This is a genomic window from Kitasatospora sp. NPDC059812, assembly GCF_042732075.1.
GTDB lineage: Bacteria > Actinomycetota > Actinomycetes > Streptomycetales > Streptomycetaceae > Kitasatospora.
Map to the genome: position 1 here is coordinate 1 of NZ_JBHWIO010000111.1, position 26849 is coordinate 26849.

Sequence of the window (26849 nt, forward strand, 5' to 3'; positions counted from 1 at the left end):
ACAGCGGCCCGCGCCCCCCCCGGGGCGCCCCCCCCGCGCGCCCCCCCCCGCGCCCCCCCGCCGCGGGGGGGGGGGGGCCCCCGGCGCCCCCCCCCCCCCCCCCCCCCCCCCGGCGGCGGATCAGCAGGCGGCTACTGCGCCTGCCCGGACTGCCCGGCCGGCGGCACCGGCTGCGCGTACGGGTTGTCCGGCACGGGCTGCGCCGGCGGAGCGTACGGCGCACCCTGCGGCGCGGCGCCCTGCGGCGGGACGGGCTGGTCGTACGGCGCCGCCTGCGGGGCGTTGGGGTCGTACGACGCCGCCTGCGGGGCCGGCTGCTGGTTCTTGGCGTTGCCGCGCTCGACGATCGCCTTCACGGAGCTGGCGATCAGCGCGATCGGGAGGATGAACGCCTTGAGGAAGATTTCGTACCGGCCGCCTTCGAAGACGAACGCGAGGTAGTAGGCGTACCCCAGGAATCCGAGGCCTGCGAGGACGTTGAGGATTCGCCAGCCGACCTTCAGGCCGCTACCGGGATTGACCGCTCCGAGGACCAGCATGGCGGCACCGCTGATCGCGAGCGCGACGACGTACCAGGAGAAAAGCGGCTCGGCGCTGAAATTGAGATTGTTCAAGGGGGGATTCCTGTGGGACGGGGGATAAGACGGTGAAGCCTTTGGGGCGACAGCGCAGGTTACCGGAGGCGGCCGACATTCGGCGTCGCCTTTTCATCACGGAGTCGTCGCACCCCGACGGAACGGCAATTGACGGGGTGGGAAATGACTGACTATGAGGTGCTGCGGGTCTTTTGCGGCCCCGGCGGCGAGTGCGGGAACGCACTCGCCGTGGTGCGGGAGGGCGGGCCTCAGCGGGTGGGGGGCGTGGGCTCGGCGTAGGCGCGGGCGCGCGCGACCGGCGGGCCGACCAGGGTGGTCACCTTCGGCGCGGGCGCGGCCCCGGACGCGGGCACCGGCATCCGGACCCGCGGCCGCCGGTCGCGCAGCAGCCGCCGCAGGCCGGGGACGAGGGCCAGGTGGGTGATGGCCACCCCGATCACGGCGAGCAGTATGTGGTCGACGTTGAGGACGTGCCCGGGCGTCCAGGAGGAGAGGAACTCCAGGCCGGTCGCCAGCAGGGCGGAGGCGCCGGTGGTGCGTAGGAAGGACGGCAGCCAGGGGGCCCGCAGCCGGCCGCCGGCCAGCGGGAGCAGCACGCCGAGCGGGGCCAGCAGGAGGAATTCGCCGACCACCTGCCAGCCGGTGGAGGAGCGGAGGGAGGCCAGCGGCGTCAGGTTGGTGTCGTACACCCAGGGAACCGGCAGCGGCCTCAGCACCACCAGCCAGAGGACGAGGGCCAGGTGGCAGGTCAGGCCCGCCAGTCCGGCTGTTCGAAGGGGACGGTGGACGGCCGCCGCCGGCCGGTTCCTGGTCCGTGCGCCGGAACGCTCGTCGCGTGTCCTGGTGCCATCTCGCTGCACGGGGGGAAGGACGTGGAGCGGTGGCGCGGTGGTTCCCCCCGGGCGTGAACATTCCGGGGCGCGCCCCCGGTCGCCCCGCCGCCCCGGGGCCGAACGGCGGGGCGACAGGCAGACGGGCAGACGGACGACGGGCAGGCGGGGCTACCGGCAGGGTGCCGCGGTCGGCACCGCGCCGAACACGTTGTCGGCCGGCGGGGTGGCGGGCACCACCGTGGGCGACGGGCTCGGGCTCACACCGGCCTTGGCGGCGCCGGGGGCCGGCGGGGTCGGCGTGGGCGCCGAGGGCGTGGCCAGGGCGGTCGGTATGTGCGGGGCGGTCGGGCAGGCCGTCCGGCTGGCCGGGGCGCCCGCGTCCACCGGGACGGCGGTCGGCCGGATGCCGCAGCCGGAGGCGAGCGCGAGCAGCAGCAGGGCGCCGGCGGCGCGGCGCAGGGCGGTGCGGGTGGGGGCGGTCACGTGGCGTCCTTGTCCTGGGCGGAGTCGCCGACAAGGCCGTCACCGGTCTCGCCCTCGTTCGGCGGAGGCGGCGGGGCCAGCGGCAGCGTCAGCGTGAACACCGCCCCGACCTCCCCGTTCGCCGCCGTGATCGTGCCCCCGTGGATCTGTGCGTTGGCCATCGCGATCGACAGCCCCAGGCCGCTGCCCTCCGAGCGGGCCCGTCCCCGGTCCGCCTTGTAGAACCGGTCGAAGACGTGCGGCAGCACGTCCTCGGGGATGCCCGGGCCGCTGTCGGAGACCTCGATGACGACCGAGCCCGCGGTCTGCCGGACCTTGACCCGCACCGGGGAGCCGCCGTGCTTGAGCGCGTTGCCGATCAGGTTGGCGAAGACCACGTCGAGCCGGCGCGGGTCGACCACGGCCAGGATGCCGCGCGGGGCGTCCAGTTCGACGGCGTCGTACCAGGCCCGGCCGTCGATGCAGGACATGATCAGGTCGGCCATGTCCACTTCGTCGGCGACCAGCTTGGCGGTGCCGGCGTCGAAGCGGGTCACCTCCATCAGGTTCTCCACCAGGTCGGACAGCCGCCGCGTCTCGCTGACCACGAGCCGTACGGCCGGCGCGATCATCGGGTCCAGCGACTCGGCCTCGTCCTCCAGGATGTCGGTGACGGCGGTCATCGCGGTCAGCGGCGTGCGCAGCTCGTGCGACATGTCGGCGACGAACCGCCGGCTCTGCGCCTCGCGCGCGCTCAACTCCTCGACCTGCTCGTGCAGCGATTCCGCGGCCCGGTTGAACGTCCTCGCCAGGTCCGCGAGTTCGTCCCCGCCCTCGACCTCCAGCCGGGTGTCCAGGTGTCCCTGGCCGAGCCGTCGGGCGGCGTCGCCGAGCCGCTTGACCGGCCGCAGCACGGTCGACGAGGCGGCCTGGGCGAGCAGCGCCGAGCCGATCAGCGCGAGCAGCGTGGCGATGGCCAGCGACCAGCCCAGCGTGTTGAGGTCCTTGCGTTCGTTCTCCAGCGACTTGAACATGTACGCCGTCGGGCCGGTCGGCACCACCTTGGTGCCGCCGATCAGGAACGGCTGGCCCGCCAGGTTCTGCCGCTGCCAGTACAGGTGGTACGGGTACGGGTTGTTCTCGGTGACCTCGCGCTGCCGGGCGACGGTGGACTGCAGCGCCGCCGGGACGTCGGCCAGCGTGAACTGCCCCGGGTCGGAGGAGGCCGTGCACTCCGGGTGCGCCGGGTCGGCCACGACCACGTCGTAACTCAGCCCGGAGCTGGCGACGGTGGACGCGAGCGCGGTCAGGTCCGGGCAGCTCGCGTTCAGCGGCAGCTCGGAGACGTTGCGGCTGAGCGAGACCCGGAAGTCGTTGAGCGCGGTGTCCTGGGCGCGCTTGAGCACCGCGTCGCGGTTCAGCCAGTAGGCGATGCCGGAGGCCGAGACGGCGGCGAGCAGCGCGACCGCCGCGAACACCGCGATCAGCCGTACCCGCAGGGAGCGCAGCCTGCGCCACGGGCCCGCGGCGAAGCGGCGGGCCGTCGTCTGATGATCAGTCACAAGAGCCTGTCGTCGTACGGAAGTTCAGGGAGTTCAGGGAGTTCAGGAATTTCGGGCGGCCCAGGCGGATCGGGCGGGCGGCAAGCAGGAGGACGGGAAGCAGGAGGACGGCAGACAGGAGGACGGGAGAGGCACTCAGGCCGGCGGGTCCAGCCGGTAGCCCACCCCGCGGACGGTGCGGATCAGGGTCGGCGCGGACGGCACGTCCTCGACCTTCGCCCGCAGCCGCTGCACGCAGGCGTCCACCAGACGGGAGTCACCCAGGTAGTCGTGCTCCCAGACCAGCCGCAGCAGCTGCTGGCGGGAGAGCGCCTGGCCGGGGCGGCGGCTGAGCTCCAGGAGCAGCCGCAGCTCGGTCGGGGTGAGCTGGAGGTCCTGCCCGTCCTTGGTGACGGTCATCGCCGCCCGGTCGATCACCACGGTGCCGTACGCGGAGGAGTCGGAGCTCTCCCGCTCGCCGCGCCGAAGCACGGCCCGGATCCGGGCGTCCAGGACCCGCGGCTGCACCGGCTTGACCACGTAGTCGTCGGCGCCGGACTCCAGGCCGACCACCACGTCGATGTCGTCCGAACGGGCGGTCAGCAGGATGATCGGCAGCTGGTCGGTGCGGCGGATGCGGCGGCAGACTTCGAAGCCGTCGATTCCGGGCAGCATGACGTCCAGCACGATCAGGTCGGGCCGCTGCTCCTTGAAGAGCCTCAGACCGTCCTCGCCGGAGGCGGCGGTGGCCACGCGGTGGCCCTGGCGGGTGAGGGCGAGTTCGAGGCCGGTCCGGATGGCGTCGTCGTCCTCGATCAGAAGGAGGAAAGGCACGGCCCCATTTTGGCCCACTCGAAGCGTCGAATCACCCCCAGGACCGGTCACCGACCGTATGGGAACCGGAAGGAGCACTACCGGCGTCCGGTACGGAGGGAGGCGGACCGGGACGAAAGGCCCGCCCCTGTGACACCCCTGTGACAGTCGGCGGACAGCGTCATCACAACCGGCGGGCAAGATTTTCCATGTCGCCGCAGGACAGCGGGCCAACCCGGCCGGCTGGAAGGCGGCAACAGGAACCGCTCGTACCGACCCAGGGGGCGCACGATGAACGCCATGCTTCAGACCCGGACCAACCCGGCTGTCCGCACCGCGCGTTCGTCAGCCACCGCCCCGCGGACCCGGTACGAGGTCAGGACCGACGAGAACTCCGGTGCCGTGACCGTACGGGGGTGCGCGCACAGCACCGGTGGAAACCCTGTCGCCCGCCGGGTGAGCGGCGGCGCCAGGACGGGGGAGCTGTTCGGGATCGGCCGGGTGGGGAACGCGGCCGACTCCGGCAACACCCTCACGCTGCGGGGGATCCTCCCCGTCCGCGTCGAGGGCAAGGACGCTCCGGCGGGGAACCGGGGCGTCGGCGGGAACGGTCTGCGGACGGTCGGCTCGGGGGAGTCGGCCGGCCGCGAGGCCGCCGGTGCGACGTTGCTGCAGCTGAACCCGGCGGCGGCCCGCACCACCGAGGCGGGACGGGCGGACGCGCAGGGGGAGCACCCGGCCGTCGCGGAGGACCACATCACGGAGTTCACCGCGTACGTGCGTGAGCGCCGCGCCTCCCTGTACGCCACGGCGTACCACCTCACCGGTGACCGCTACGAGGCCGAGGACCTGCTGCAGAGCGCGCTCTTCAGCACCTACCGGGCCTGGGGCCGGATCACCGACAAGGCCGCGGTCGGCGGGTACCTCCGCCGCACCATGACCAACCTGCACATCTCCGCCTGGCGGCGCCGCAAGGTCAACGAGTACCCGACCGAGGAGCTGCCGGAGACGGCCGGCGACACCGACGCGATGGGCGGCACCGAGCTGCGCACCGTGCTCTGGCAGGCGCTGGCGAAGCTTCCGGAGAACCAGCGCACCATGCTGGTGCTGCGGTACTACGAGGGCAAGACCGACCCGGAGATCGCCGACGTGCTGGGGATCAGCGTCGGCACGGTCAAGAGCAGCATCTGGCGGGCGCTGCGCCGGCTGCGCGAGGACGAGCACCTGAACAAGTCGGGCGACACCGTCCGGGCGTTCGGCGAGCTGGTCGCCTGACGCGGACGCGGGTGACGCGAAGGAGTGGAACTCCCGTCGGGGGACGGGTAGCGGACGGTCGCGGTGCGTGGACGCCGGCTCGGGGGAGCGGTGAACACGGGGAGCCCGACGGCCGTTCGGGGAAGGCGACGGGCCCGGTGCGGGGGAGACGCACCGGGCCCGTCGTTCTTCGTGTCTTCGTTCCGCGTCGAGCCCCCGCCCGGAGCCGGCCCACCCGAACGGAGGACGGCCCGAACGGAGCACGGCCCCAACGGAGGGCGGCTCAGACGGAGGACAGCTCCCGCCGCCCGGCCGCGGCGCGGATCCGGCGCTCGGCCTCGGCCCCGGCGCACGGGTGGGAGCCCAGGGTGACCTGCCGCCCGACGATGGAGCGCTCGGCGCGCATCAGCCGCCAGCCGCGGCGCAGCAGCACCGGCAGCGACTTGCGGCCCTCCCGGACGTCCCGGCGCAGCCGGCGCCAGGCCGTGGTGAGCGCGCCGTTGCGCAGGCACAGGGCATCGCCGAGCAGGCCCTCGGCGGCGCACTCGGCGGTGATCTCGGCGGCGAAGATGCCCTCGGCGATGAACGCGGGGGCGCCGTCCAGCTCCAGGGCGCGGGTGGCGATCCGGCCGTTGTCCGGGATCGAGTACACCGGGACGTCGGCGCGGCCGGTCTCGTAGAGGCTGCGGATCGCGGCGACCGCCTGGTCGCGGTGCCAGGCGAGCGGGGAGTCCCAGTCGACCGCGCCGTCGGGCAGCAGCGGCAGGGTGGGGTCGTCCCCGTCCTTGTAGAAGTCGTCCAGTTGCAGGACCGGCAGCCCGCTGCGCTCGGCGAGCGAGGACTTCCCGGAGCCGGAGGGGCCGGACAGCAGGACGACCCGGGCGTGGGTCGTCGGCACAGGATTCAGCGGGTCGTCACTCACGGGACACCAGTCTGACGCATCCGGGCCCGATGCCGAAACCCGTCGGATCACACCTTCTGCGGGCCCCGCGGATCGGCGAGCCGGAGGACGGCGGCGAAACGGCGTCGAAACGGCACGGAAAGGCGACGGACCCGCGCCAGGGGGGGAGAGGCGCGGGTCCGTCCAATGACCGTCCGGGCCCTGGGGGGGAGAGGGCACTGGGGACGGCCAGTCTGTGGAGTTGTTACTCGGTGGTCGACGGGGCGGTCAGATCCCCATCGGGTGCCAGACCGTCTTCGTCTCCAGGAACGAGAGTAGCCGGTCGGTACCGGGCGCATTGGTCCAGTCCTGGGCGAACGGGTCCAGCTCCGGACGGACCACCCTCTTCAGGGTATCCGCAGCGGCCGCTTCCAGCGCCTGCGGCGCGCCGGGGCCGTCGGCGGCGATCGCGCCGGTGAGGTCCACCGCGTTGACGTCCTGGTGCGAGGCCAGGGTGGGCGCGATGTCGGCGGTCCTGCCCGAGATGATGTTGACCACGCCGCCGGGGACGTCCGAGGTGGCGAGCACCTCGCCCAGCGACAGGGCCGGCAGCGGGGCGTCCGCGGCGGCCGCGACCACGACCGTGTTGCCGGTGGCGATCGCCGGGGCGATCACCGAGACCAGGCCGAGCAGCGAGTGCCCGTACCCGGCCTGCGGGGCGACGATCCCGACCACGCCGGTCGGCTCCGGGGTGGAGAGGTTGAAGAAGGGGCCGGCGACCGGGTTGGCGCCGCCCGCGATCTGGGCGACCTTGTCCGTCCAGCCCGCGTACCAGATCCAGCGGTCGATCGCGGCGTCCACCAGCGCGGCGGCCTTCTTCGGGCCGATGCCCTCGGCGGCCGAGACCTCGGCGGCGAACTGCTCGCGGCGGCCCTGCAGCATCTCGGCCACCCGGTACAGCACCTGGCCGCGGTTGTACGCGGTGGTGCCGGCCCAGCCCTTGACCGCCGCGCGGGCGGCCAGGACGGCGTCGCGGGCGTCCTTGCGGGTGCCCAGCGGAGCGTTGGCGAGCCACTGGCCCTTGGCGTCCGTCACCTCGTACACCCGCCCGCTCTCGGAGCGCGGGAACTTCCCGCCGACGTAAAGCTTGTAGGTCTTGAGGACGTCAAGACGCGTCGCGACATCAGACATCGAGGTAGGCCTCCAGACCGTGGCGGCCACCCTCGCGGCCGTAACCCGACTCCTTGTAGCCGCCGAACGGCGAGGTCGGGTCGAACTTGTTGAAGGTGTTGGCCCAGACCACGCCGGCCTTGAGCCGGCTCGCCGTCCACAGGATGCGCGAGCCCTTCTCCGTCCAGATGCCGGCGGAGAGGCCGTACGGGGTGTTGTTGGCCTTCGCGACCGCCTCGTCGGGGGTGCGGAAGGTCAGCACCGACAGGACCGGGCCGAAGATCTCCTCCTGGGCGATCCGGTGGGCCTGGCTGACGCCGGTGAACAGGGTCGGCTTGAACCAGAAGCCGGTGCCCGGGAGTTCGCACTCGGGCGACCAGCGGTCCGCGCCCTCGGCCTCGCCGGCGTCGGTCAGCTCGGTGATCCGGGCCAGCTGGGCGGCGGAGTTGATGGCGCCGATGTCGGTGTTCTTGTCCAGCGGGTCGCCGACCCGCAGGGTGGACATCCGGCGCTTCAGGGCGTCCAGCAGCTCGTCCTGGATCGACTCCTGGACCAGCAGGCGCGAGCCCGCGCAGCAGACGTGGCCCTGGTTGAAGAAGATGCCGTTGACGATGCCCTCGACCGCCTGGTCGATCGGCGCGTCGTCGAAGACGATGTTCGCGGCCTTGCCGCCCAGTTCCAGCGACAGCTTCTTGCGGCTGCCGGCCAGCTGCCTGGCGATCGCCTTGCCGACCGGGGTGGAGCCGGTGAAGGCGACCTTGTTGACGTCCGGGTGCGCGGTGAGCGCGGCGCCGGTGCGGCCGTCGCCGGTGACGATGTTGACGACGCCCTTCGGCAGACCGGCCTGGCGGCAGATCTCGGCGAAGCGCAGGGCCGTCAGCGGGGTGGTCTCGGCCGGCTTGAGGACGACGGTGTTGCCGGTCGCCAGGGCGGGCGCGATCTTCCACGCCAGCATCATCAGCGGGAAGTTCCACGGGATGACCTGGCCGGCCACGCCCAGCGGGCGCGGGTTCGCGCCGAAGCCCGCGTAGTCCAGCTTGTCCGCCCAGCCGGCGTAGTAGAAGAACCACGCGGCGACGGTCGGGATGTCGAAGTCGCGGGTCTCGCGGATCGGCTTGCCGTTGTCGATCGACTCCAGCACGGCCAGCTCGCGGCTGCGCTCCTGGATGATCCGGGCGATCCGGAACAGGTACTTGCCGCGCTCGCTGCCCGGCAGCGCCGACCAGTCGGCGAAGGCCTTGCGGGCGGCGGCGACCGCGCGGTCCACGTCCTCGTCGGTGCCCTGGGCGAACTCGGCGAGCACCTGCTCGGTGGCCGGGTTGACCGTCTTCAGGGCCTCGCTGCCGGAGGAGTCGACGAACTCGCCGCCGATGAAGTGGCCGTAGGAGGTGGCGATGTCGCCCGCGGCGGCGGGGGACTCCGGGGCCGGGGCGTAGGCGAAGAGGCCGGAGGCCTTCACGGGCTCCTCGATGTTCTTCTTCTTGGCCATGGTGATCAGTCCACCGTCACGTAGTCGGGGCCGGAGTAGCGTCCGGTGGTGAGCTTCTGGCGCTGCATCAGCAGGTCGTTGAGCAGGCTGGAGGCGCCGAAGCGGAACCAGTGCGGGCTCAGCCAGTCGTCGCCGAGGGTCTCGTTGACCATCACCAGGTACTTCATGGCGTCCTTGGTGGTCTTGATCCCACCGGCGGGCTTCACGCCGACCTGGACGCCGGTCTGCGCCTTGAAGTCGCGGACCGCCTCCAGCATCAGCAGGGTGACCGGCGGGGTCGCGTTGACGGCGACCTTGCCGGTGGAGGTCTTGATGAAGTCGGCGCCGGCCAGCATCGCCAGCCAGGAGACGCGGCGCACGTTGTCGTACGTCTGCAGCTCGCCGGTCTCGAAGATCACCTTGAGGTGGGCGCTGGTGCCGTCCGGGCGCTTGCACGCCTCCTTGACGGCGACGATCTCGTTGAAGACGTCGTAGTAGCGGCCGGAGAGGAAGGCTCCCCGGTCGATCACCATGTCGATCTCGTCGGCGCCCGCGGCGACCGCGTCGGCGGTGTCGGCGAGCTTCACCGGGAGGGCGGCGCGGCCGGCCGGGAAGGCGGTGGCCACCGAGGCGACCTGGATGTCGGTGCCCCGCAGGGCGTCCTTCGCGGTGGCGACCATGTCCGGGTAGACGCAGATGGCGGCGACGCGGGGGGTGGTCGGGTCGGTCGGGTCGGGGGTCCTGCCCTTGGCGCACAGGGCGCGCACCTTGCCGACCGTGTCCGCGCCTTCCAGCGTGGTCAGGTCGATCATCGAGATCGACAGGTCGATGGCGTACGCCTTCGCCGTGGTCTTGATCGAGCGGGTACCGAGGGTGGCGGCACGCGCCTCAAGGCCGACCTGGTCGACGCCGGGCAGGCCGTGCAGGAAGCGGCGGAGCGAGGCCTCGGACGCCGCAACGTCCTGAAGGCCGCTGCCCGCAACGCCGAGGGCATTGGCTGCAACAGTGGACATAGTCACCAGAGCAGCATATCTACGCGCGTAGTCGACCGCTAGGGGGCCTGCCTTTCGTGGCCGGACCGAGACCTCGGGGGAGGCGGAGGGGCGGCAGGGGGCGTGTACACGCGGGAGGCGCGGCGACCGGCGACCGGGTGGTCCGGGGGCGGCATTCGATGCCGGACCGAGACCTCTCCGTGGGGGGCATGGGGCAGAATCGACGGCATGACCGATTCCCACGGCAAGCCCCGCAAGGGTTCCGCCGCCCCCGACGGGGATCCCGCGTACGCGGACCGCGTGTACCGCTCTGTCCCCGGTGTGATCTCCGGAGTGCTGCTGCTGGCCGTCGCCGCCTGGCTGATCGGCGACGCGGTGCTGAACGGGACGGGGAAGACGCCGTACGTCTCGCTCGCGGCGGTACCGCTGTTCGCCTTCCCGGTGATCGCCTACACGCTGCGCCCGGCGGTGCTGGCGGACAGCAGCCGGCTGCTGGTGCGCAACCCGTGGCGGACGATCACCGCGCCGTGGGCCTCGGTGGACGCGCTGCGCGCGGGGTACTCGGTCGAGCTGCTGGCCGGGGGCAAGAAGTACCAGGTGTGGGCGGTGCCGGTGTCGCTGCGGCAGCGCAAGCGGGCGACCCGGGCCCAGCAGCGCGGCGGCGCCGAGCACGCCTCCCGGATGGGGATGGTGTTCGGCCGCCAGACCAACCCGGTGGTGCAGGGCTCGCCCGACCCGACCCGCGCCTGGTCCGACCAGGTGACCAACGTGCTCCAGGAGATGGCCGAGCGCAACGCCCGCCGCCCCGACGCGGCCGGCCCGGTCGAGGTGGCGTGGTGCTGGTGGGTGATCGCGCCGACGCTGGCCGGCCTGGCCGCGCTGATCACGGTGATCGCGGTCTGAGCCGAAGCACGCGAGGGGCCCGCCGGTACGCGACCGGCGGGCCCCTTCTCGTACGGGCGGGCGTCAGGCGGCGATGCCCGCGGCCTCGGCCAGGTCGCGCTTGACCGCTTCGAGCAGCTCGGCGGCCCGCTCGCGGGTGGCGGTGAGGTCGGCGGCGGTGGCGACCGGGAGGACGACCTCCAGGTAGCACTTGAGCTTGGGCTCGGTGCCGGACGGGCGGACCACGATGCGGGCCGAGCGGACGGCCTCGCCGGCCAGGTAGTAGCGCAGGCCGTCGGTGGGCGGCAGCTCGGCGGAGCCCGCCGACAGGTCGTCCGCACGGGTGACCCGGAGGCCGGCCAGGACGGTCGGCGGCTGCTCGCGCAGCCGGCGCATGGCGTCGGCGATCAGAGAGAGGTCCTGCACGCGGACGGACAGCTGGTCGGTGGCGTGCAGGCCGTGCTCCAGCGCCAGGTCGTCCAGCAGGTCGGTCAGGGTGCGGCCGGACGTCTTGAGGGTGGCGGCCAGTTCGGCGACCAGCAGGGCGGCGGTGATGCCGTCCTTGTCCCGGACGCCCTGCGGGTCGACGCAGTAGCCGAGCGCCTCCTCGTAGCCGTAGCGCAGGCCCTCGGCGCGGGCGAGCCACTTGAAGCCGGTCAGCGTCTCGGCGTAGCCCAGGCCGGCGGCCTCGGCGATCCGGCCCAGCAGGGTGGCGGAGACGATGGTGGTGGCGAAGACGCCCTCGGCCTTCTTGGCGACCAGGGCCGCGCCGAGCAGCGCGCCGACCTCGTCGCCGCGCAGCATCCGCCAGCCGGAGGTGCCGTTGCCGCTGCCGGCCGCGTTGGCGAGGACCGGGACGGCCACCGCGCAGCGGTCGGCGTCCGGGTCGTTGGCGATCACGATGTCGGGGCCGACCGAGGCGGCGGTGCGGAAGGCGAGGTCCATCGCCCCCGGCTCCTCCGGGTTGGGGAAGGCCACGGTCGGGAAGTCCGGGTCGGGCTCGGCCTGCTCGGCGACGACGGTGGGCGCCGGGAAGCCGGCCCGGCGGAAGGCGGCGACCAGGGTGTCGCGGCCGACGCCGTGCATCGGGGTGTAGACGACGTCGAGGTTGCGCGGGCTGTGCTCGTCGACGATCGAGACGGCCCGGGCCAGGTAGGCCTCGATGACGTCCTCGCCGAGCACCTCCCAGCCGTCCTCGGCGCGCGGGACGTCGTGGAGCGAACTGATCGCGTCGATCTCGGCGGCGATCCCGGCGTCGGCCGGCGGGACGATCTGCGAGCCGTCGCCCAGGTAGACCTTGTAGCCGTTGTCCTGCGGCGGGTTGTGGCTGGCGGTCACGGTGACGCCGGCGGCCGCGCCCAGGTGGCGGACGGCGAAGGCGAGCACCGGGGTCGGCAGCGGGCGCGGCAGCAGCGCGGCGCGCAGGCCGGCGCCGACCACCACGGCGGCGGTGTCCCGGGCGAAGTCGTAGGACTTGTGGCGGGCGTCGTAGCCGATCACGACCAGGTCGCCCAGGTTCTGCTGCTTGACGTAGGCGACCAGGCCGGCGGCGGCCCGGATCACCACGGCGCGGTTCATCCGCATCGGGCCCGCGCCCAGTTCGCCGCGCAGGCCGGCGGTGCCGAACTGGAGCCGGTCGGCGAAGCGCTCGGCGAGGTCCGACCAGGCGAGCTTGCCGTCCGTCTCGGCCGCCGGGTCCTCGGCCCGGGCGAGCAGGGCGGTCAGCTCCTCGCGGGTCTGCGGGTCGGGGTCCTCGGCCAGCCAGGTTCGGGCCCGGGCGAGGAGGTCGGTGGTGGTTGCCTGCGTCATGGCTGCCTGCTCCATCGGGAAGTGCGTCGGTTGGTCGGCCGGAGGGTTCCGCAAAGAAGGGGTGGGCACATGCGGACGGGGCCCGCGGGGCGTGATCAGGGGATCACGGCCGAGGGCCCCGTCGCTCATGATTGTGCGCCAGCCGGGCGTCAGATCCGCTCAAGGACCTTCGCGAGCAGCTCGCCCATGCGCTCGGCGGAGGCCTTGCCGGCCTCCAGCACCTCGGCGTGGTTGAGCGGCTCGCCGGTGATGCCGGCGGCCAGGTTGGTGACCAGCGAGATGCCGAGCACCTCGGAGCCGGCCTCGCGGGCGGCGATGGCCTCCAGGGTGGTGGACATGCCGACCAGCTCGCCGCCGATCACCCGGGCCATGTTGACCTCGGCCGGGGTCTCGTAGTGCGGGCCGCGGAACTGGACGTAGACGGCCTCGTCCAGGCTCGGGTCCACCTCGTGGCAGAGCGCGCGCAGGCGCTTGGAGTACAGGTCGGTGAGGTCGACGAAGTTGGCGCCGACGATCGGGGAGTCCGCGGTCAGGTTGATGTGGTCGCTGATCAGGACCGGCTGGCCGGGGACCCAGCCCTCGCGCAGACCGCCGCAGCCGTTGGTCAGCACGATGATGCCGCAGCCGGCCGCGGCGGCGGTGCGCACGCCGTGGACGACGGTGGCCACGCCGTGGCCCTCGTAGTAGTGGTTGCGGCCGAGGAAGATCAGGGCGCGCTTGTCGCCGATCTTCACCGAGCGGATCGTGCCGGCGTGGCCGGCGACGGCGGGGGCGGGGAAGCCCGGGAGCTCGGTGACCGGGAACTCGGCCACGGTCTCGCCCAGGGCATCGGCGGCCGGCACCCAGCCGGAGCCCATCACCAGGGCGACGTCGTGCCGCTCGGCACCGGTCAGCTCGCGCAGGCGCTCGGCGGCGGCCTGGGCGGCGGCGTAGGGGTCGGCGGAGACGACCGACTGAGGAGATGCGTTCACGGCTCCGAGGATAGACGGGATTCGACTACGCGCGTAGAAAATCCGGCGCGGCATGCCGGATCGTTACCCGGTTGACCCGAAAGCACAGCTCGGTGGCGCCTTTCGGGTGACGCCGCTCGTCGGTACGTACAAGTCGGTGCGAGGCCGGTGCGGGGTCGGTGCGAGGTCGGTGCGGGGTCGAACCGCAGGCGGTGCGGGCCGGGCCCGGGTTCAGAGCCGCTTCGCGCTGCGCAGCCCCTTCGCGTACAGGCCGTTGTCGTCCAGCCGCGCGGTGCCGCCCTTGTCGCCGAAGGTCGGGCCGTCCGCCTCCTCCCGGCTGGAGATGTACCGGGGGTGGCCGTCGGTGTCCAGGCCCAGATAGATGCCGGTGTGGTCGAGCCGGGCGCCGGTGCGGGCGTCGATCTCGAAGAACACCAGGTCGCCGGGCTGGAGCGGGTCGATCGAGGCCGGCCGCAGGGTGGTGTCCGAGCCCGGCGCGGTGGTCAGCGGCAGCACCGGGACGCCCGGGCCGACCCGGGCCAGGCCGTTGGCGCTGCGCGGCAGGCCGGGGCCGGCCACGTCCTTGGAGAGCAGCGGGTAACCGGAGCGGTAGCCGTAGACCATCCGGACGTACCCGGAGCAGTCGAAGGCGCCGTACCGGGTCCTGTCCGGCTGCTTGGCCACCTTGTCGGCGAACGTGTACGGAACGCCGAGGTAGTCGAGGAAGTCGGTCTGCTCCAGCCGCAGGTCGTTGCCCACCGAACCGTTCGGGTTGAGCGGGCCGAAGGAGGCGTCGCCCTTGAACCGCACGCCCTTGGCGTCCTTCTCCGGCGCCGCGCCGGCCAGGTACTGGGTGGCCACCGCCAGCACGTCGTCCGCGGTGGAGCCCAGCGACTGCTGGAACCAGGTGCGGAACCAGCCCTCCTGCTCGGCGCCCGGCCGCCACGGCTGCGGCATCAGCCGGACCCAGGTGTCGGTCACCACGGTGGCCGTGGTGGTGCCCGGCTCGGCGAAGGTGCGGCTCGGGCCGGCCAGGACGGCGGTGCGGGCGCTGTCGGTCAGGGTGGCGACCACGCCGCCGCGGGCGTCCCGGACCACCGTGCGGTCCGGTCCGCCCAGCCGCTCGTAGCGGTACTCGGCGGCGGTGCCCTGGGTGGGGCCCGGCACGGCGGCGCTGGTGATCAGCGGCGCGCCGCCGCCCGGGTCCGACGGCCGGTCGTGGTCGCGGTCGCGCAGCTGGACGGTGAGGTAGCCGCTGGCGGCCAGCAGGGCCACGGCGAGGCCGCCGCTGAGCAGGGACTTGCGGGTGACGGGCATCGGGGGGTCTTCCTGGGGGTTCCTGCGGGGATTCCTGGCGGGGGTTCCTGAACGGGGGGATCAGGTGCCGGGCAGTGCGCCGAGCAGGACGCCGGCGGTGAGCACCACGTAGTTGGCGAGCGTCACCGTGCTGGTGGCCATCAGGGTGGCCGCCCGGGGCTGGCGGACCAGCTGGTAGGCGATCAGGCCGGGGACGATGAACCCGAGCGTCTGGTTGGCGTACAGGGTGGGCAGTTCGCGCTGGAGGACCAGCATCACGGTGGCCTGCAGCAGCACGCCGATCAGTACCACGGCGGCGAACAGCCGCTTGCCGTACAGGATCACCAGCTTCTGGACCACCCGGGTGGCGAGGTAGGTCAGCACCGTCACGCCGATCACGATGGCCACCCGCTGGAGGTCCTCGACCAGGGTGAGGGCCAGCCAGCCGGGGGTGATCATGCCGCCGGGGGAGAGGTTGGTGGTCAGGTAGCAGACGAGCGAGAAGACCAGGCCGAGCGCGATGCCGATGGCGGCGATCTCGGGGGTGAGCTCGGTGGGGATCACTGCTGGTCTCCGTGGTGGGGGGTGCGGGGGTGGGGCTCGAACCAGGAGTCGGGGAGCGGTTCGGGGTGGTGGACGGGCTGGTACGCGGAGTCGTACACCGGCTCGGGGTAGAGCGGTTCGGGCTCGTGGTACGGGAGTTCGGGGGCGCCGGGCGCGTCCGGGGCCTCGTCGGGGGCGAGCCGGGCCAGCTCCTCCAGGAACAGTTCGCCCTGGCCGTGGATGTTGCCGACGGCCACCAGCGAGGAGTCCGGCCCGAGTTCGGCCAGCAGTTCGGCGGTCAGCCGGGCCGGGTCGCGCCTGTCGCCGCCGAGGTCGACCACCCGGCCGGACCACCCGGCGGGGATGCCGTCCCGGGCGCTCCTGGTGGGGTGGCCGATCAGGAACACGGCGTCCGGGTCGAGCTCGGGCACGATCTGGCCCATCTGGCCGTTGCGCTCCACCCGGTCCGGGCGGCAGTTGATCACCACGTTGAGCGGGCGGTGGATCGCGCCCAGGCCCTCCAGCTGGCGGACGTTCATCAGCGTGGACTCGGGGTCGTTGGCGGCGAAGACGTTGGCGAAGCGCAGCCGCTTGCCGTCCTCGGTGCGGTAGCGCTCGACGGACAGCACGCCCGGGTCCGGCGGGGCCGCCCACATGCCCCGCAGCGCGGTCCGCCGCTCCACGCCGAGGAGTTCGGCGACGGCCAGGGCGATCGCCACGTTCTCCTTGAAGGTGAACCAGCTGAACCCGCGCAGTTCCTCGTCGGTGACCGACTCCGGGTCCACCACGATCAGTTCGCAGTCGCGGCGGGCCGCCTCCGCGCGAAGGATGTGCGCGCGCTCCTGCTCGGCGGTGACGCACACCCCGCCGACCGGCATCGAGCGGGACAGCGAGCGGGCGACGTCGTCCAGGGTCGGGCCCATCTCGGCGAGGTGGTCCTCGCGGACGTTGCACAGCACGCCGATGGTGGAGCGGATCAGCTTGGTCTGGTTGACCTCCTGGAGCGCCGGCATGACGGCCATGCACTCGATCACCAGGGCGTCCGGCCGGTAGGTGGCGGCGCGGCGGACGATGCCGATCTGCTCGACCACATTGGCGATGCCGAACTTGCGGTAGACCGGCTCCTCGGTGGCGTCCGGGTGGATGAACCGGGCCGCCGTGCCGGTGGTCTTGGCGACCGTCACCAGCCCGCCGCCGCGCAGCGCGCCCGCGCAGAGCCGGGTGATCGAGCTCTTGCCGCGGATGCCGTTGACCAGCACCCGGGTCGGGATCTGTTCCAGCGCGGCGAAGTGCCGGCGCTGCTCGACGATGCCGGCCACCAGCAGCACGGCGCAGCACACCAGCAGCACGACGTAGAGGAAGAGCACGGGAGGTCCTTCGGGCGGGGCTCAGCGGGCGTGCGCGGGCACGGGGACGGACTCGGGGGCGGCGGTGCGGCGGGGGCGGGCCGGTTCCTGACGGACCAGCTCCTGGCGGATCAGCTCCAGGCTCCGGGCGACGGCGCCGACCTCGTCATGGTGGACGGGGTAGAGCACCGTCCGGCGGTCCCCGGCGGCCAGCGCCTCGGCGCTCGCCGCGAGCCGGCGCAGCGGCAGGCCGACCGCGATGAACAGCCAGCCGAGGCAGAGCGCGGCCGCGGCCAGGCCGAGCATGCCGGCCAGCACGGCCCGCCGGTCGGCCCGGTTCTCGTCCAGGTGCAGCCAGGCCACCGGGTGGGCGGTGACCACCGACCAGCCCAGCTTGGCCACGCTGCCGTTGCCGCCGAGCGGGGCGGCGGCGAACAGCGCCGGGTCGCCGCCGCCGCGCAGCACCTCGGCGGCGGCCGACTTCCTCGCCTGGGCCAGCAGGGCCCTGGCGCGGCCCTCGGGCAGCTCGCCGAAGGAGCTGTAGCCCTCGTTGGCGGCGAGCACCCGCTGCCGGTCGTCGACCAGCCAGACCCGGCCGAGGCCGGGGCGGACCAGCAGCCCGCTGAGGAAGTCCGTCTTGAACTCGCCGATCAGCACGGGCCCGGGCGGCTCGGCGGCGCCCTCCGACTCCGCGTCGGCGGGGGCGGCGGTGAGGGCTGCGCGGGCGGCGATCCGGGGCTCCCGGCCGGAGCTGTTGAGCAGCAGCACGCCGCTCGCGCCGAGGGCCTGCGGGCCGGTGCGGTGCGGGGCGTCGCCGGCGTGCGCGAGGACCTCGCCGTTCGCGCCGAGGACGTACAGCGCGCGGTAGCGGTCGTGCTCGGCGAGGGTGGCGCGCAGCAGGGCGTCGGCCTTGCCGACGGAGGCGCCGGCGAGTTCGGGGGCGAGCGAACGCAGGTCCGCGTAGCCCTCGTTGAGTGCCTGGCGGATCCGGTCGGCGGCGGTGTCGGTGCGGTCGCGCTGGCCCGCCACCACCTGGGTGGGGACCCGTACGGTCGGGTCGTTGCCGCCCAGGAACAGCAGCGGGCCGGACCAGCCGAGCACCAGGACGGCGCACAGCGCCAGCGGCAGCGCGGTGCCGGGGCGGCGCTTCGGCGCGGCGGGGGCCGGCGGGCGGACCGGGTCGAGGAGTTGCAGCCGCAGCTCCTCCAGGGCGCGGGCGATCCGGCCGGCCTCCCTCCGCTTCGGGCCGCGGACCGGCAGGTCGAGCCGTTCGCCGCGGGTGAGCCGGCGGGACTCCAGGAACAGCCGCAGCAGCGGCCGCTGGAGGCTGCGGCTCAGGTACCACGCGAGCAGCAGGGCCAGGGCGAGCAGCGCGCCGGCGGCGGCCAGGCCGAGCGCGGGGTGGCGCAGGCTGCCGGGCTTGCCGTCGACGGTGCTGGTGGAGACCACGGTCAGGCCGAGCGGGGCGGCCGGGTCGTGCCCGCCCGCGGCGGCGACGGCGGCGTAGCCGGCGACCCGGCGCACGCCCTTGGCGTCCGGGCTGCCGGCCAGGCTGCCGGCGGCCGTCCCGCCGGGGGCCGGGCGCTCGCGGGCGGCGCGCTCCCGGGCACCGGTGACCACGGCGCGGTCGGCCTCGGCGCCGAGTTCGGCGCCGGTGCTGTCCAGGACGGCGCCGGCGGCGTCGAGGACCTGGATGGTCTGTTCCTTGCGGGTCGCGATGCCGGGCAGCCGCAGGTTGTCGGAGGCGACGAGCAGGGCGCGGCCGTCGGCCTTGGTGGCGACCAGGGCGAAGGTGAGCAGCCGGGTGCCGGCGGCGGAGGGCACCAGGACGGGCGCGGGCGCGGTGTCGGTGACCCGGCTGAGGTCGAGGCCGGCCAGCGGCACGGTCTCGCCGCGGGCGGCGAGCAGCCTGCCGGTGTCGGGGCGGACCACTGCCGTGCCGCGCCACTTGTGGTACGCCTGGCCGAGCGCGGACAGCACCGCGGCCGGCTCGGCGGGCGCGGCGTCGTAGCGGGCGGCGGCCCGGCGCAGGTCGGTGGCGCTCTCGTGCAGCCCGGCGCGCAGCGAGGCCGCGGTGTCCTCGGCGGCGTACTGGTGGGACTCCCGGACGGCCTGCGGGGTGTCGTCGACGCGCAGCCCGCCGACGGCGAGCGCGGTGATGGCGGCGACGGCGAGCAGCAGCACCAGCAGCAGCGCGATGGGCGGGCGGATGCCTCCCAGCAGCGGCATGTCGGCCCGGCGGCGATAGCGGTGCTGTCGCGGCGGGTTGGGTGCCGTGCTCACGGGGCCTCGTTCTTCTCGGGGCTCGGCGCACCTGTCCCCGGGAGGTCCGCCGGCCTTCTCGTCGGTCAAGTACTGATCAAGAGTTGGTCAAGCCGGAACAGCGTACGAAGGAGATTTCGAAAAGTTGTCACGTTTCGGTGTCGATCGGATGCCGCTTGGAGATCTCTTTCCGCGAACCGGGCGTGGTGCGCGGCCCCGGGCGGCCCCCGGTGGTCCGCGGCGGGCGGCACGGTAGGTTCGACGGCCATGGAGACTCGGGGTTCGCGACGCCCGTTGCTGCTGTCGGCGGCGGTGCTGCTGGTGCTGGCGGCGCTCGCGGCGGTGCTGACGCTGGCCGTGCGCGGCTCCGCCGAGCGGCCGGCGGCGGGCGCTGCGGCGGGCGCCCCGGCGGGCCGGAGCGGACCGACCGGGCCCGCCCCGGTGGACCTGGCGGCCCTGGTCGACGGGTACACCGCCGGGTTCACCGCAGGCGGCCCGTACACCGCGCCGGACGCCGGGCAGCGCCGGGCGATCGCCGACGGCGTGCTCGGCGCGCTGGACGGGCAGGCCGAGCAGGCCGGGCGCTCGCTGGCGCGGGTCGGCTACCGGCTCACCGAGTTCACCGAGGCGGCGACCGGCCGCCGGGTGGCGGAGATCGCCGACGGCACGGACGCCGAGGGCCGCGGCTGGGGCCGGGTCTACCTGGACCTCTCGGCCCGGACGGGCTGGTCCGTGCAGGTGCCCCACCCGGTCTCGGACGCCCGTACCGAGGCGCTCGGGGTGGACCTCTTCCGGGCCGCGCCGGGCGGGGTGCTGGTGCTCGCCGGGGCGCACCGCCGGGCCGGGGCGGATGGTGCCTCGGACGTCGCGCACCGCGCCGACACGGTCTTCGCGGCGGTGGTCGAGGCGCTCACCGGGCGCGGCCTGCCCGGCATCCAGGTGCACGGCTTCGACGAGGGCAGCCTGCCCGGGCAGGACGCGGTGGTCTCCAGCGGCGCCGGCCAGCCGGGCCCGGCCGCCGAGCTGACCGCCACGGGGCTGGGGAAGGCCGGGTACGCGGCCTGCCGGGCGTGGCGGGAGAAGTGCGGGCAGCTCGGGGGCACCACCAACGTCGAGGGCCGGTTCGCGGCCGGGCTCGGCGTGCCGTGGCTGCACGTCGAGCTGGGCAACGGGCTGCGCACCGAGCCGGCCCGCCGCGCGGCGGTGGCCGGGGTGCTGGCGCAGACGGCCCGCGGCTGGGCCGCGGGTCAGGGCTAGCAGGCCAGAGCTAGCAGGTCCAGGGCTAGCAGGGACGGCGGCGCAGGTCCATCACGTAGTCGTGCGGGGCGCCGGCGCTCTCGGCGGCGTCGGCGACCAGGCCGAGGTAGCGGGCCGCGGGCAGGCCGCCCTCGTAGTCGTTGAGCACGTACGTCCAGACCGGGGTGTCGCCGTCCAGGGTCTGCGCGCGCAGTTTGATCTTTCGGTAGATGCCGAGCTGGACGCCCTCCCAGCGGTCCAGGCCCTCCTCGTCCATCGGCGCGACGTCGTACAGCGAGACGAAGACCTGGTCCTTCCCGTCCTCGACGACGGTGGCCAACGAGCCCTCCCAGCCGAGCTGTTCACCGCCGAAGGTGAGCCGCCAGCCGTCCAGCCACCCGGTGCCGCGCAGTGGTGAGTGCGGGGCGCGGCGGGTCATCTGCCGTGCATCGAGGTTGGTGGCATACGCGGCGTAAAGGGGCATGGGGGGAAGACTAGCCCGGTGGATGGACGGTCCGCGGCGACTGGGCGATCGCACAGAAGCCCGGACCCCGGCGTGGCGGCGTTCCCGGCGTGCGGGACAATGGTGCACGTGACTCGGATCGTGATCATCGGTGGCGGACCCGGCGGCTACGAGGCTGCGCTGGTGGCCGCGCAGCTCGGCGCGGAGGTGACCGTCGTCGACCGCGACGGTCTGGGCGGATCGGCGGTGCTCACCGACTGCGTGCCGTCGAAGACCCTGATCGCGACCGCGGAGGTGATGACCACCTTCGACAGCTCGTACGAGGAGCTGGGCATCACCGTCGCGCAGGACGAGGCCGCGGACGCGGCCAAGGTCATCGGCGTGGACCTGGGCAAGGTCAACCGCCGTGTGAAGCGACTGGCGATCGCGCAGTCCCACGACATCACCCAGTCGGTCACCCGGGCCGGGGTCACCGTGCTGCGCGGCCGCGGCCGGCTCGGCGGCGGCGGGCAGGCGGTGGACGGCTCCCGCGAGGTGCTGGTGGACGCGCCGGACGGCACCGTCCAGTCGCTGCGCGCCGACGCGGTGCTGATCGCCACCGGCGCCCACCCCCGCGAGCTGCCGGACGCCCAGCCGGACGGCGAGCGGATCCTCACCTGGACCCAGGTGTACGACCTGGAGGAGCTGCCCCGCGAGCTGATCGTGGTCGGCTCCGGTGTGACCGGCGCGGAGTTCGCGGGTGCCTACCAGGCGCTCGGCTCCAAGGTCACCCTGGTCTCCTCGCGCGACCGGGTGCTGCCGGGCGAGGACCCGGACGCCGCCGAGGTGCTGGAGGACGTCTTCCGCCGCCGCGGCATGAACGTGATGGGCCGCTCGCGCGCCGAGAGCGTCAAGCGGATCGGCGACCGGGTCGAGGTGGCCCTCGCCGACGGCAAGGTGATCGAGGGCACGCACTGCCTGATGGCGGTCGGCTCGATCCCCAACACCGCGCAGATGGGCCTGGAGGAGGCCGGGGTCAAGCTCAACGACTGGGGCCAGATCCAGGTCGACCGGGTCTCCCGCACCAGCGCCCCGGGCGTCTACGCGGCCGGCGACTGCACCGGCGTCTTCATGCTCGCCTCGGTGGCGGCCATGCAGGGCCGGATCGCGATGTACCACGCGCTCGGCGACGCGGTGCAGCCGCTGAACCTGAAGACCGTCGCCTCCAACGTCTTCACCGACCCGGAGATCGCCACCGTCGGCTACACCGCGGCCGATGTGGAGTGCGGCAAGATGGACGCGGTCGTGGTCAAGCTGCCGCTGCGCGGCAACCCGCGGGCGAAGATGCAGGGCATCCGGGACGGCTTCGTGAAGCTGTTCTGCCGCCCGGGCACCGGCATCGTGGTGGGCGGCGTGGTCGTCGCCCCGCGGGCCAGCGAGCTCATCCACCCGATCGCGCTCGCGGTGGACGCCAATCTGACCGTCGAACAGGTGGCCAGCGCCTTCACCGTCTACCCGTCGGTCTCCGGCTCGACCGCCGAGGCCGCCCGGCAGCTGCACATCCGCAAGCGGGTCGAGGGCGAATCCTGAGCCTCCGGCGCACAGTTGAGGGCGGCTGCCGATCGGTGGCCGCCTTTTGCGCAGGAGTGATCGTCACCCGGACGGCGGGCGCAGTCCCGGGCTGCTGACGGCGCGTATTGTACGGTCACGCGCCGCTCTTGCGTGAGCAATTCCAGCTACTAGCTGCAAACGCCTGAAAGCAGACGGTCACGCAGGTTACCGTCGGTTCTGTGTTTGCAGCAGAACGTCGCCAGTTGATCCTCGAAATGGTGCGCGCCAACGGAGCGGTCTCGCTCCGGGAGTTGGCCCGCGTCGTCCAGACCTCCGAAGTGACCGTGCGCCGCGACGTACGGGCACTGGAGGCAGAAGGGCTCCTCGACCGCCGGCACGGCGGCGCGGTGCTCCCCGGCGGCTTCAGCCGCGAACCCGGCTACCCGCAGAAGACCCACCTCTCCGCGGCGGAGAAGAGCGCCATCGCCGACCTCGCCGCCGGCCTGGTGGAGGAGGGGGACGCGGTGGTGGTCGGCGCCGGCACCACCACCCAGGAGCTGGCCCGCAGGCTGGCCAGGGTGCCCGGCCTCACCGTGGTCACCAACTCGCTGCTGGTCGCCCAGGCGCTGGCGCACGCCAACCGGGTGGAGGTGGTGATGACCGGCGGCACCCTGCGGGGTTCCAACTACGCGCTGGTCGGCAGCGGTGCCGAGCAGTCCCTGCACGGGCTGAGGGTCTCCAAGGCCTTCATCTCCGGCAGCGGGCTGACCGCCGAGCGGGGCCTGTCCACCGCCAACATGCTGTCCGCGAGCGTGGACCGGGCGCTGGTGCAGTCGGCCAACGAGGTCATCGTCCTCGCCGACCACACCAAGCTCGGCGCGGACTCCATGTTCCAGACCGTGCCCACCGAGAACATCACCCGGCTGGTCACGGACGAGCAGGCGACCGCCGACGACGGCACCGCCCGGCAACTCGACGCGATCGCCGACTGCGGGGTGCAGATCGACCTGGCGCCGCTCGGCGCCGCCCCCACCGGGGACGCCCCGGTGCACGGCACCGGCAGCGGGCCCGTCCACCAGACCCAGCCCGGCCCGCTGGCGCGCCGCCCCGCCCCGCCCCCCGGCGGCGCCCCGCTGCCCGGCCAGCGCCGGCCGGGCGCGCACGGCGGTCCGGGCGGTCCGGGCGGCCTGCCGGCCAGGCTGGCCGAGCTGGGCCTCCCGCGAGGGCGCTGAGGGCCCGTACCGCCGCGCGAACGCGGCCGGCCCGCACCCCCGAGGGGGTACGGGCCGGCCGGTGCTCCAGGGAGCGCGTCAGTCCTTGATCTCGCACAGCGCGGCGCCGCTGCTGACGCTCGCGCCCACCTCGGCCTTGAGGCCGACGACGGTGCCCGCCTTGTGCGCGTTCAGCGGCTGCTCCATCTTCATCGCCTCCAGGACCACGATCAGCTCGCCCTCGGCGACGACCTGGCCCTCCTCGACGGCGACCTTGACGATGGTGCCCTGCATCGGCGAGGCCAGGGTGTCACCGCTGACGGCCGAACCGGCCTTCTTGGCGCCCACCCGGCGCTTGGCCTTCGCGGCACCCGCCGTACCGGCCGCCGGGGCCGCCGAGACGCCCAGCGAGGACGGCAGCGAGACCTCGATCCGCTTGCCGCCGACCTCGACCACGACGGTCTCGCGGCCCTCGGCCTCCTCGCCGTCGCCGGCCGCGCCCGCGAACGGCGGGATGGTGTTGTCGAACTCGGTCTCGATCCACCGGGTGTAGATCGTGAACGGGCCCTCGCCGCCGTGCACCTCGGGCGCGAACGCCGGGTCGGTGACGACCGCCTGGTGGAACGGGATGGCGGTGGCCATGCCCTCCACCTTGAACTCGTTCAGCGCGCGGCGGGCCCGCTCCAGGGCCTGCTTGCGGTCCCGGCCGGAGACGATCAGCTTGGCCAGCAGGGAGTCCCAGGCCGGGCCGATGACCGAGCCGGTCTCCACGCCGGAGTCCAGCCGGACGCCCGGGCCGGACGGCGGCGCGAACAGCGTCACGGTGCCGGGCGCGGGCAGGAAGCCCCGGCCCGGGTCCTCGCCGTTGATGCGGAACTCGAACGAGTGGCCGCGCACCTCGGGGTCGCCGTAGCCCAGTTCCTCGCCGTCGGCGATCCGGAACATCTCGCGGACCAGGTCGAGTCCGGTGACCTCCTCGGTGACCGGGTGCTCGACCTGCAGCCGGGTGTTGACCTCCAGGAAGGAGATCGTGCCGTCCAGCGCCACCAGGAACTCGCAGGTCCCGGCGCCCTCGTAGCCGGCCTCCTTCAGGATGGCCTTGGACGCCCGGTACAGCTCGGCGTTCTGCTCGGCGGTCAGGAACGGCGCGGGCGCCTCCTCGACCAGCTTCTGGTGCCGGCGCTGCAGCGAGCAGTCACGGGTGGAGACGACCACCACGTTGCCGTGCTTGTCCGCGAGGCACTGGGTCTCCACGTGCCGCGGGTTGTCCAGGTAGCGCTCGACGAAACACTCGCCGCGGCCGAAGGCGGCGACGGCCTCGCGCACCGCGGACTCGTACAGCTCCGGGATCTCCTCCAGCGTGCGGGCGACCTTGAGGCCGCGGCCGCCGCCGCCGAAGGCCGCCTTGATGGCGACCGGAAGGCCGTGCTCCCGGGCGAACACGACCACCTCGTCGGCACCCGAGACCGGGTCCGGGGTGCCGGCGACCAGCGGCGCGCCGGCGCGCTGCGCCACGTGCCGGGCGGTGACCTTGTCACCGAGGTCGCGGATGGCCTGCGGGGGCGGGCCGATCCAGGTCAGGCCCGCGTCGAGGACGGCCTGGGCGAAGTCGGCGTTCTCCGACAGGAACCCGTAGCCGGGGTGGACGGCGTCGGCCCCGGAGTCCGCTGCGGCCTTCAGGACCTTGGCGATGTCCAGGTAACTGGTGCCGGGGGTGTCTCCACCCAGCGCGTAAGCCTCGTCGGCCGCGCGGACGTGCAGCGCATCCCGGTCCGGCTCGGCGTAGACGGCGACGCTGGCGATACCGGCGTCCGAGCAGGCCCGGGCGACGCGGACGGCGATTTCCCCGCGGTTGGCGATGAGCACCTTGCGCACTGTGGCTCCCTTCTTGAACCTGGTCGAGTTTATGGATTCCTGGGCGGTACCGGCGAGTAGCCCCAGGTTGTGAACTATCCCACACGGACGGTGATGAATTTCCGGGGCCCGTCGACCACCCGTCCGGTGACGCCGCAGGTCGCGGCCGGTGCGGTCGAACCGGCCGGATCCACAGCGGGTGACCGGGCGCTGTCCGGTGCCCCGGTGGCATCGGACACACTCTCGCGCGGCCGGCTCAAACGACGGTGGAACGGGCGGCGGGCCGCCGCCGTCCTGCGGGCCCGGCCGTCAGGCCCAGAGGTCGACCAGCCGGACGTCCAGGTCGGCGAGCAGGGTGCGCAGCAGCGGCAGCGAGAGGCCGATGACGTTGCCCGGGTCGCCGTCGATGCCCTCGATGAACGGCGCCGAGCGCCCGTCCAGGGTGAACGCCCCGGCGACGTGCAGGGGCTCGCCGGAGGCCACGTAGGCGGCGATCTCGGCGTCGTCCGGGGTGCCGAAGCGGACGGTGGTGGACGCGGTCGCCGAGGACTGCCGGCCGGTCGCGGTGTCGATCACGCAGTGGCCGGTGCGCAGCACCCCGGCCCGGCCGCGCATCGACTGCCAGCGGGCGAGCGCCTCGGTGGCGTCGGCGGGCTTGCCGAGGGCCTGGCCGTCCAGCTCCAGGACGGAGTCGCAGCCGATCACCAGCTCGCCGCCGGTCAGTTCGGCGGCGACCGCCTTCGCCTTGGCCTCGGCCAGCACCAGGGCGAGTTCGGCCGGGGTGGCGGCGCTGATCGCGTCCTCGTCGACGCCGCTGACCACCACGCGCGGGTCGAGGCCCGCCTGGCGCAGCAGTCCGAGGCGGGCGGGGGAGGCGGAGGCGAGGACGAGGATGCGCTGGTCGGTCATGCCCCTCAGGGTAGGGGGTGCCGGTGTCCGCCGTTCGGGTGAACGACGGTCGCGGCGGTCGGGTGAGCGGCGGTCACCGCAGTCGGGTGGGCGCCGGTCACAGCAGGAGGAGGACGGCGGCCACCATCGCGAGGGCGGCGAGCACCCGGCCGGCCCGGTGCAGCCGCTCCATCATCCGGCGGGCCTCCGGGGAGGGCTCGTCGCGGGGGTCTGACCAGAGCACACGTCCAGGGTGCGCCGCGCCCGGCCCCGGGCGCCTGAGTATCCGTACTCAGCTTTCGGGCAATCCGGGCGGACGGGCCCGAACGGGTGCGGAGTGGGAAGTCGGACGGGCCGACTTCCCACTCCGCACCGGGCGGATCAGCTCGCCCAGCCGGACGTCCGCCAGGCGTTGACGCCCGGGTGGACGGCCTGGCGGAACAGGCGGGAACGGTCGTTCCAGGGGGCGGCCGGGCCGGCACCGGCCCCCCCCCCCGCGCCCGCCCGGCCGGCGGCGCCGGCGCGGGCCGCCGCCGGCCCCCCCCCCCCCCCGGCGCGCGCGCCCCCGCG

General features: G+C 73.8%; 25 protein-coding genes and 1 pseudogene. 6 read left to right on the plus strand and 20 right to left on the minus strand.

What is annotated here, in order from left to right; genetic code table 11:
- Nucleotides 1-131 precede the first annotated feature (131 nt).
- Nucleotides 132-614 (minus strand): hypothetical protein, encoded by a 483-nt coding sequence (locus ACFV6D_RS34865; protein ID WP_380562787.1) that lies wholly within the window; start codon nt 612-614, stop codon nt 132-134.
- A gap of 144 nt (nt 615-758) precedes the next feature.
- Between ACFV6D_RS34865 and ACFV6D_RS34870 the strand changes: the two are divergent.
- Nucleotides 759-839: pseudogene (locus ACFV6D_RS34870) on the plus strand (PhzF family phenazine biosynthesis protein); the annotation flags it as partial.
- Nucleotides 840-844: 5 nt separating this feature from the next.
- Here ACFV6D_RS34870 and ACFV6D_RS34875 read toward each other — a convergent pair.
- From ACFV6D_RS34875 to ACFV6D_RS34890, 4 genes are all read right to left on the minus strand, one after another.
- The gene (locus tag ACFV6D_RS34875; RefSeq protein ID WP_079135831.1) at nt 845-1456 is read right to left on the minus strand and encodes a VanZ family protein; all 612 of its coding nucleotides are present in this window, start codon (nt 1454-1456) and stop codon (nt 845-847) included.
- A gap of 141 nt (nt 1457-1597) precedes the next feature.
- Nucleotides 1598-1912 (minus strand): hypothetical protein, encoded by a 315-nt coding sequence (locus ACFV6D_RS34880; RefSeq protein ID WP_380562789.1) that lies wholly within the window; start codon nt 1910-1912, stop codon nt 1598-1600.
- Nucleotides 1909-3453 carry a HAMP domain-containing sensor histidine kinase gene (locus ACFV6D_RS34885; protein WP_063349064.1) on the minus strand — a complete coding sequence of 515 codons (1545 nt, stop codon included), beginning with the start codon at nt 3451-3453 and terminating at the stop codon, nt 1909-1911. Before ACFV6D_RS34885 ends, ACFV6D_RS34880 begins: the two co-directional genes overlap by 4 nt.
- A gap of 135 nt (nt 3454-3588) precedes the next feature.
- Nucleotides 3589-4266: a response regulator transcription factor gene (locus ACFV6D_RS34890; RefSeq protein WP_063349065.1), complete on the minus strand. Its 678-nt coding sequence runs from the start codon at nt 4264-4266 to the stop codon at nt 3589-3591.
- Nucleotides 4267-4857: 591 nt separating this feature from the next.
- On the opposite strand from ACFV6D_RS34890, the gene ACFV6D_RS34895 reads away from it, so the two are divergent.
- Nucleotides 4858-5520 carry a SigE family RNA polymerase sigma factor gene (locus ACFV6D_RS34895; RefSeq protein WP_107453068.1) on the plus strand — a complete coding sequence of 221 codons (663 nt, stop codon included), beginning with the start codon at nt 4858-4860 and terminating at the stop codon, nt 5518-5520.
- Between the two features lie 262 nt (nt 5521-5782).
- Here ACFV6D_RS34895 and ACFV6D_RS34900 read toward each other — a convergent pair whose 3' ends face one another.
- The 4 genes from ACFV6D_RS34900 to deoC all read right to left on the minus strand — a co-directional run bounded on the left by ACFV6D_RS34900 (nt 5783) and on the right by deoC (nt 10030).
- Complete coding sequence (locus ACFV6D_RS34900) at nt 5783-6421, minus strand: ATP-binding protein (RefSeq protein WP_380336031.1); 639 nt, start codon at nt 6419-6421, stop codon at nt 5783-5785.
- A 246-nt stretch (nt 6422-6667) separates the two neighbouring features.
- On the minus strand, nt 6668-7570 hold the full coding sequence (locus ACFV6D_RS34905) for an aldehyde dehydrogenase family protein (RefSeq protein ID WP_380426695.1): 903 nt from the start codon (nt 7568-7570) through the stop codon (nt 6668-6670).
- Nucleotides 7563-9038, minus strand: coding sequence for an aldehyde dehydrogenase family protein (locus ACFV6D_RS34910; RefSeq protein WP_380485362.1), 1476 nt, complete (start codon nt 9036-9038; stop codon nt 7563-7565). The genes ACFV6D_RS34905 and ACFV6D_RS34910 overlap by 8 nt, the downstream gene beginning before the upstream one ends.
- A gap of 5 nt (nt 9039-9043) precedes the next feature.
- Entirely contained in the window at nt 9044-10030 is a 987-nt protein-coding gene (gene deoC / locus ACFV6D_RS34915; RefSeq protein WP_079135833.1) for a deoxyribose-phosphate aldolase, read from the minus strand.
- 207 nt (nt 10031-10237) lie between these two features.
- Between deoC and ACFV6D_RS34920 the strand changes: the two genes are divergently transcribed.
- Nucleotides 10238-10912: a PH domain-containing protein gene (locus ACFV6D_RS34920; RefSeq protein ID WP_063349070.1), complete on the plus strand. Its 675-nt coding sequence runs from the start codon at nt 10238-10240 to the stop codon at nt 10910-10912.
- Between the two features lie 63 nt (nt 10913-10975).
- Here ACFV6D_RS34920 and ACFV6D_RS34925 read toward each other — a convergent pair whose 3' ends face one another.
- The 6 genes from ACFV6D_RS34925 to ACFV6D_RS34950 all read right to left on the minus strand — a co-directional run bounded on the left by ACFV6D_RS34925 (nt 10976) and on the right by ACFV6D_RS34950 (nt 19118).
- Complete coding sequence (locus ACFV6D_RS34925; protein WP_380562791.1) at nt 10976-12700, minus strand: phospho-sugar mutase; 1725 nt, start codon at nt 12698-12700, stop codon at nt 10976-10978.
- A gap of 149 nt (nt 12701-12849) precedes the next feature.
- Nucleotides 12850-13671, minus strand: coding sequence for a purine-nucleoside phosphorylase (locus ACFV6D_RS34930; RefSeq protein WP_063349072.1), 822 nt, complete (start codon nt 13669-13671; stop codon nt 12850-12852).
- A gap of 210 nt (nt 13672-13881) precedes the next feature.
- Complete coding sequence (locus tag ACFV6D_RS34935; RefSeq protein ID WP_380562793.1) at nt 13882-14967, minus strand: NlpC/P60 family protein; 1086 nt, start codon at nt 14965-14967, stop codon at nt 13882-13884.
- Nucleotides 14968-15027: 60 nt separating this feature from the next.
- Entirely contained in the window at nt 15028-15510 is a 483-nt protein-coding gene (locus tag ACFV6D_RS34940) for a poly-gamma-glutamate biosynthesis protein PgsC/CapC (protein WP_063349074.1), read from the minus strand.
- A complete protein-coding gene (pgsB, locus tag ACFV6D_RS34945; RefSeq protein ID WP_380562795.1) occupies nt 15507-16856 on the minus strand; it encodes a poly-gamma-glutamate synthase PgsB in 1350 nt (449 codons plus the stop codon). The genes ACFV6D_RS34940 and pgsB overlap by 4 nt, the downstream gene beginning before the upstream one ends.
- A 21-nt stretch (nt 16857-16877) precedes the next feature.
- The gene (locus tag ACFV6D_RS34950) at nt 16878-19118 is read right to left on the minus strand and encodes a HAMP domain-containing protein (RefSeq protein ID WP_380562797.1); all 2241 of its coding nucleotides are present in this window, start codon (nt 19116-19118) and stop codon (nt 16878-16880) included.
- A gap of 246 nt (nt 19119-19364) precedes the next feature.
- Between ACFV6D_RS34950 and ACFV6D_RS34955 the strand changes: the two genes are divergently transcribed.
- Nucleotides 19365-20354, plus strand: coding sequence for a hypothetical protein (locus ACFV6D_RS34955; protein ID WP_380562799.1), 990 nt, complete (start codon nt 19365-19367; stop codon nt 20352-20354).
- A gap of 25 nt (nt 20355-20379) precedes the next feature.
- Here the strand turns inward: ACFV6D_RS34955 and ACFV6D_RS34960 are convergent, their stop codons facing one another.
- Nucleotides 20380-20817: a gamma-glutamylcyclotransferase gene (locus ACFV6D_RS34960; RefSeq protein ID WP_063349076.1), complete on the minus strand. Its 438-nt coding sequence runs from the start codon at nt 20815-20817 to the stop codon at nt 20380-20382.
- Nucleotides 20818-20916: 99 nt separating this feature from the next.
- On the opposite strand from ACFV6D_RS34960, the gene ACFV6D_RS34965 reads away from it, so the two are divergent.
- Both ACFV6D_RS34965 and ACFV6D_RS34970 read left to right on the plus strand, forming a co-directional pair.
- The gene (locus ACFV6D_RS34965; protein WP_380370273.1) at nt 20917-22365 is read left to right on the plus strand and encodes an NAD(P)H-quinone dehydrogenase; all 1449 of its coding nucleotides are present in this window, start codon (nt 20917-20919) and stop codon (nt 22363-22365) included.
- Between the two features lie 236 nt (nt 22366-22601).
- Entirely contained in the window at nt 22602-23558 is a 957-nt protein-coding gene (locus ACFV6D_RS34970; protein WP_380336068.1) for a DeoR/GlpR family DNA-binding transcription regulator, read from the plus strand.
- A gap of 78 nt (nt 23559-23636) precedes the next feature.
- Here ACFV6D_RS34970 and ACFV6D_RS34975 read toward each other — a convergent pair whose 3' ends face one another.
- The 4 genes from ACFV6D_RS34975 to ACFV6D_RS34990 form a co-directional block, all read right to left on the minus strand.
- Nucleotides 23637-25412, minus strand: a complete 1776-nt coding sequence (locus ACFV6D_RS34975; protein ID WP_380562801.1) for an acetyl/propionyl/methylcrotonyl-CoA carboxylase subunit alpha — start codon at nt 25410-25412, stop codon at nt 23637-23639.
- 288 nt (nt 25413-25700) lie between these two features.
- Nucleotides 25701-26300 carry a nucleoside triphosphate pyrophosphatase gene (locus ACFV6D_RS34980; RefSeq protein ID WP_363369180.1) on the minus strand — a complete coding sequence of 200 codons (600 nt, stop codon included), beginning with the start codon at nt 26298-26300 and terminating at the stop codon, nt 25701-25703.
- A gap of 97 nt (nt 26301-26397) precedes the next feature.
- The gene (mmpB, locus tag ACFV6D_RS34985; protein WP_279634918.1) at nt 26398-26523 is read right to left on the minus strand and encodes a morphogenic membrane protein MmpB; all 126 of its coding nucleotides are present in this window, start codon (nt 26521-26523) and stop codon (nt 26398-26400) included.
- Between the two features lie 137 nt (nt 26524-26660).
- On the minus strand, nt 26661-26849 hold a 189-nt coding region (locus tag ACFV6D_RS34990; protein ID WP_380562803.1), incomplete at its 5' end, for a hypothetical protein.

Coding starts and splice junctions, on each gene's coding strand:
- ACFV6D_RS34965 (WP_380370273.1), top strand. CDS start 20,917: ATGGTGCACGTGACTCGGATCGTGATCATCGGTGGCGGACCCGGCGGC.
- ACFV6D_RS34905 (WP_380426695.1), bottom strand. CDS start 7,570: ATGTCTGATGTCGCGACGCGTCTTGACGTCCTCAAGACCTACAAGCTT.
- ACFV6D_RS34925 (WP_380562791.1), bottom strand. CDS start 12,700: ATGACGCAGGCAACCACCACCGACCTCCTCGCCCGGGCCCGAACCTGG.
- ACFV6D_RS34920 (WP_063349070.1), top strand. CDS start 10,238: ATGACCGATTCCCACGGCAAGCCCCGCAAGGGTTCCGCCGCCCCCGAC.
- deoC (WP_079135833.1), bottom strand. CDS start 10,030: ATGTCCACTGTTGCAGCCAATGCCCTCGGCGTTGCGGGCAGCGGCCTT.
- ACFV6D_RS34960 (WP_063349076.1), bottom strand. CDS start 20,817: ATGCCCCTTTACGCCGCGTATGCCACCAACCTCGATGCACGGCAGATG.
- ACFV6D_RS34935 (WP_380562793.1), bottom strand. CDS start 14,967: ATGCCCGTCACCCGCAAGTCCCTGCTCAGCGGCGGCCTCGCCGTGGCC.
- ACFV6D_RS34970 (WP_380336068.1), top strand. CDS start 22,602: ATGGTGCGCGCCAACGGAGCGGTCTCGCTCCGGGAGTTGGCCCGCGTC.
- ACFV6D_RS34910 (WP_380485362.1), bottom strand. CDS start 9,038: ATGGCCAAGAAGAAGAACATCGAGGAGCCCGTGAAGGCCTCCGGCCTC.
- ACFV6D_RS34980 (WP_363369180.1), bottom strand. CDS start 26,300: ATGACCGACCAGCGCATCCTCGTCCTCGCCTCCGCCTCCCCCGCCCGC.
- ACFV6D_RS34955 (WP_380562799.1), top strand. CDS start 19,365: ATGGAGACTCGGGGTTCGCGACGCCCGTTGCTGCTGTCGGCGGCGGTG.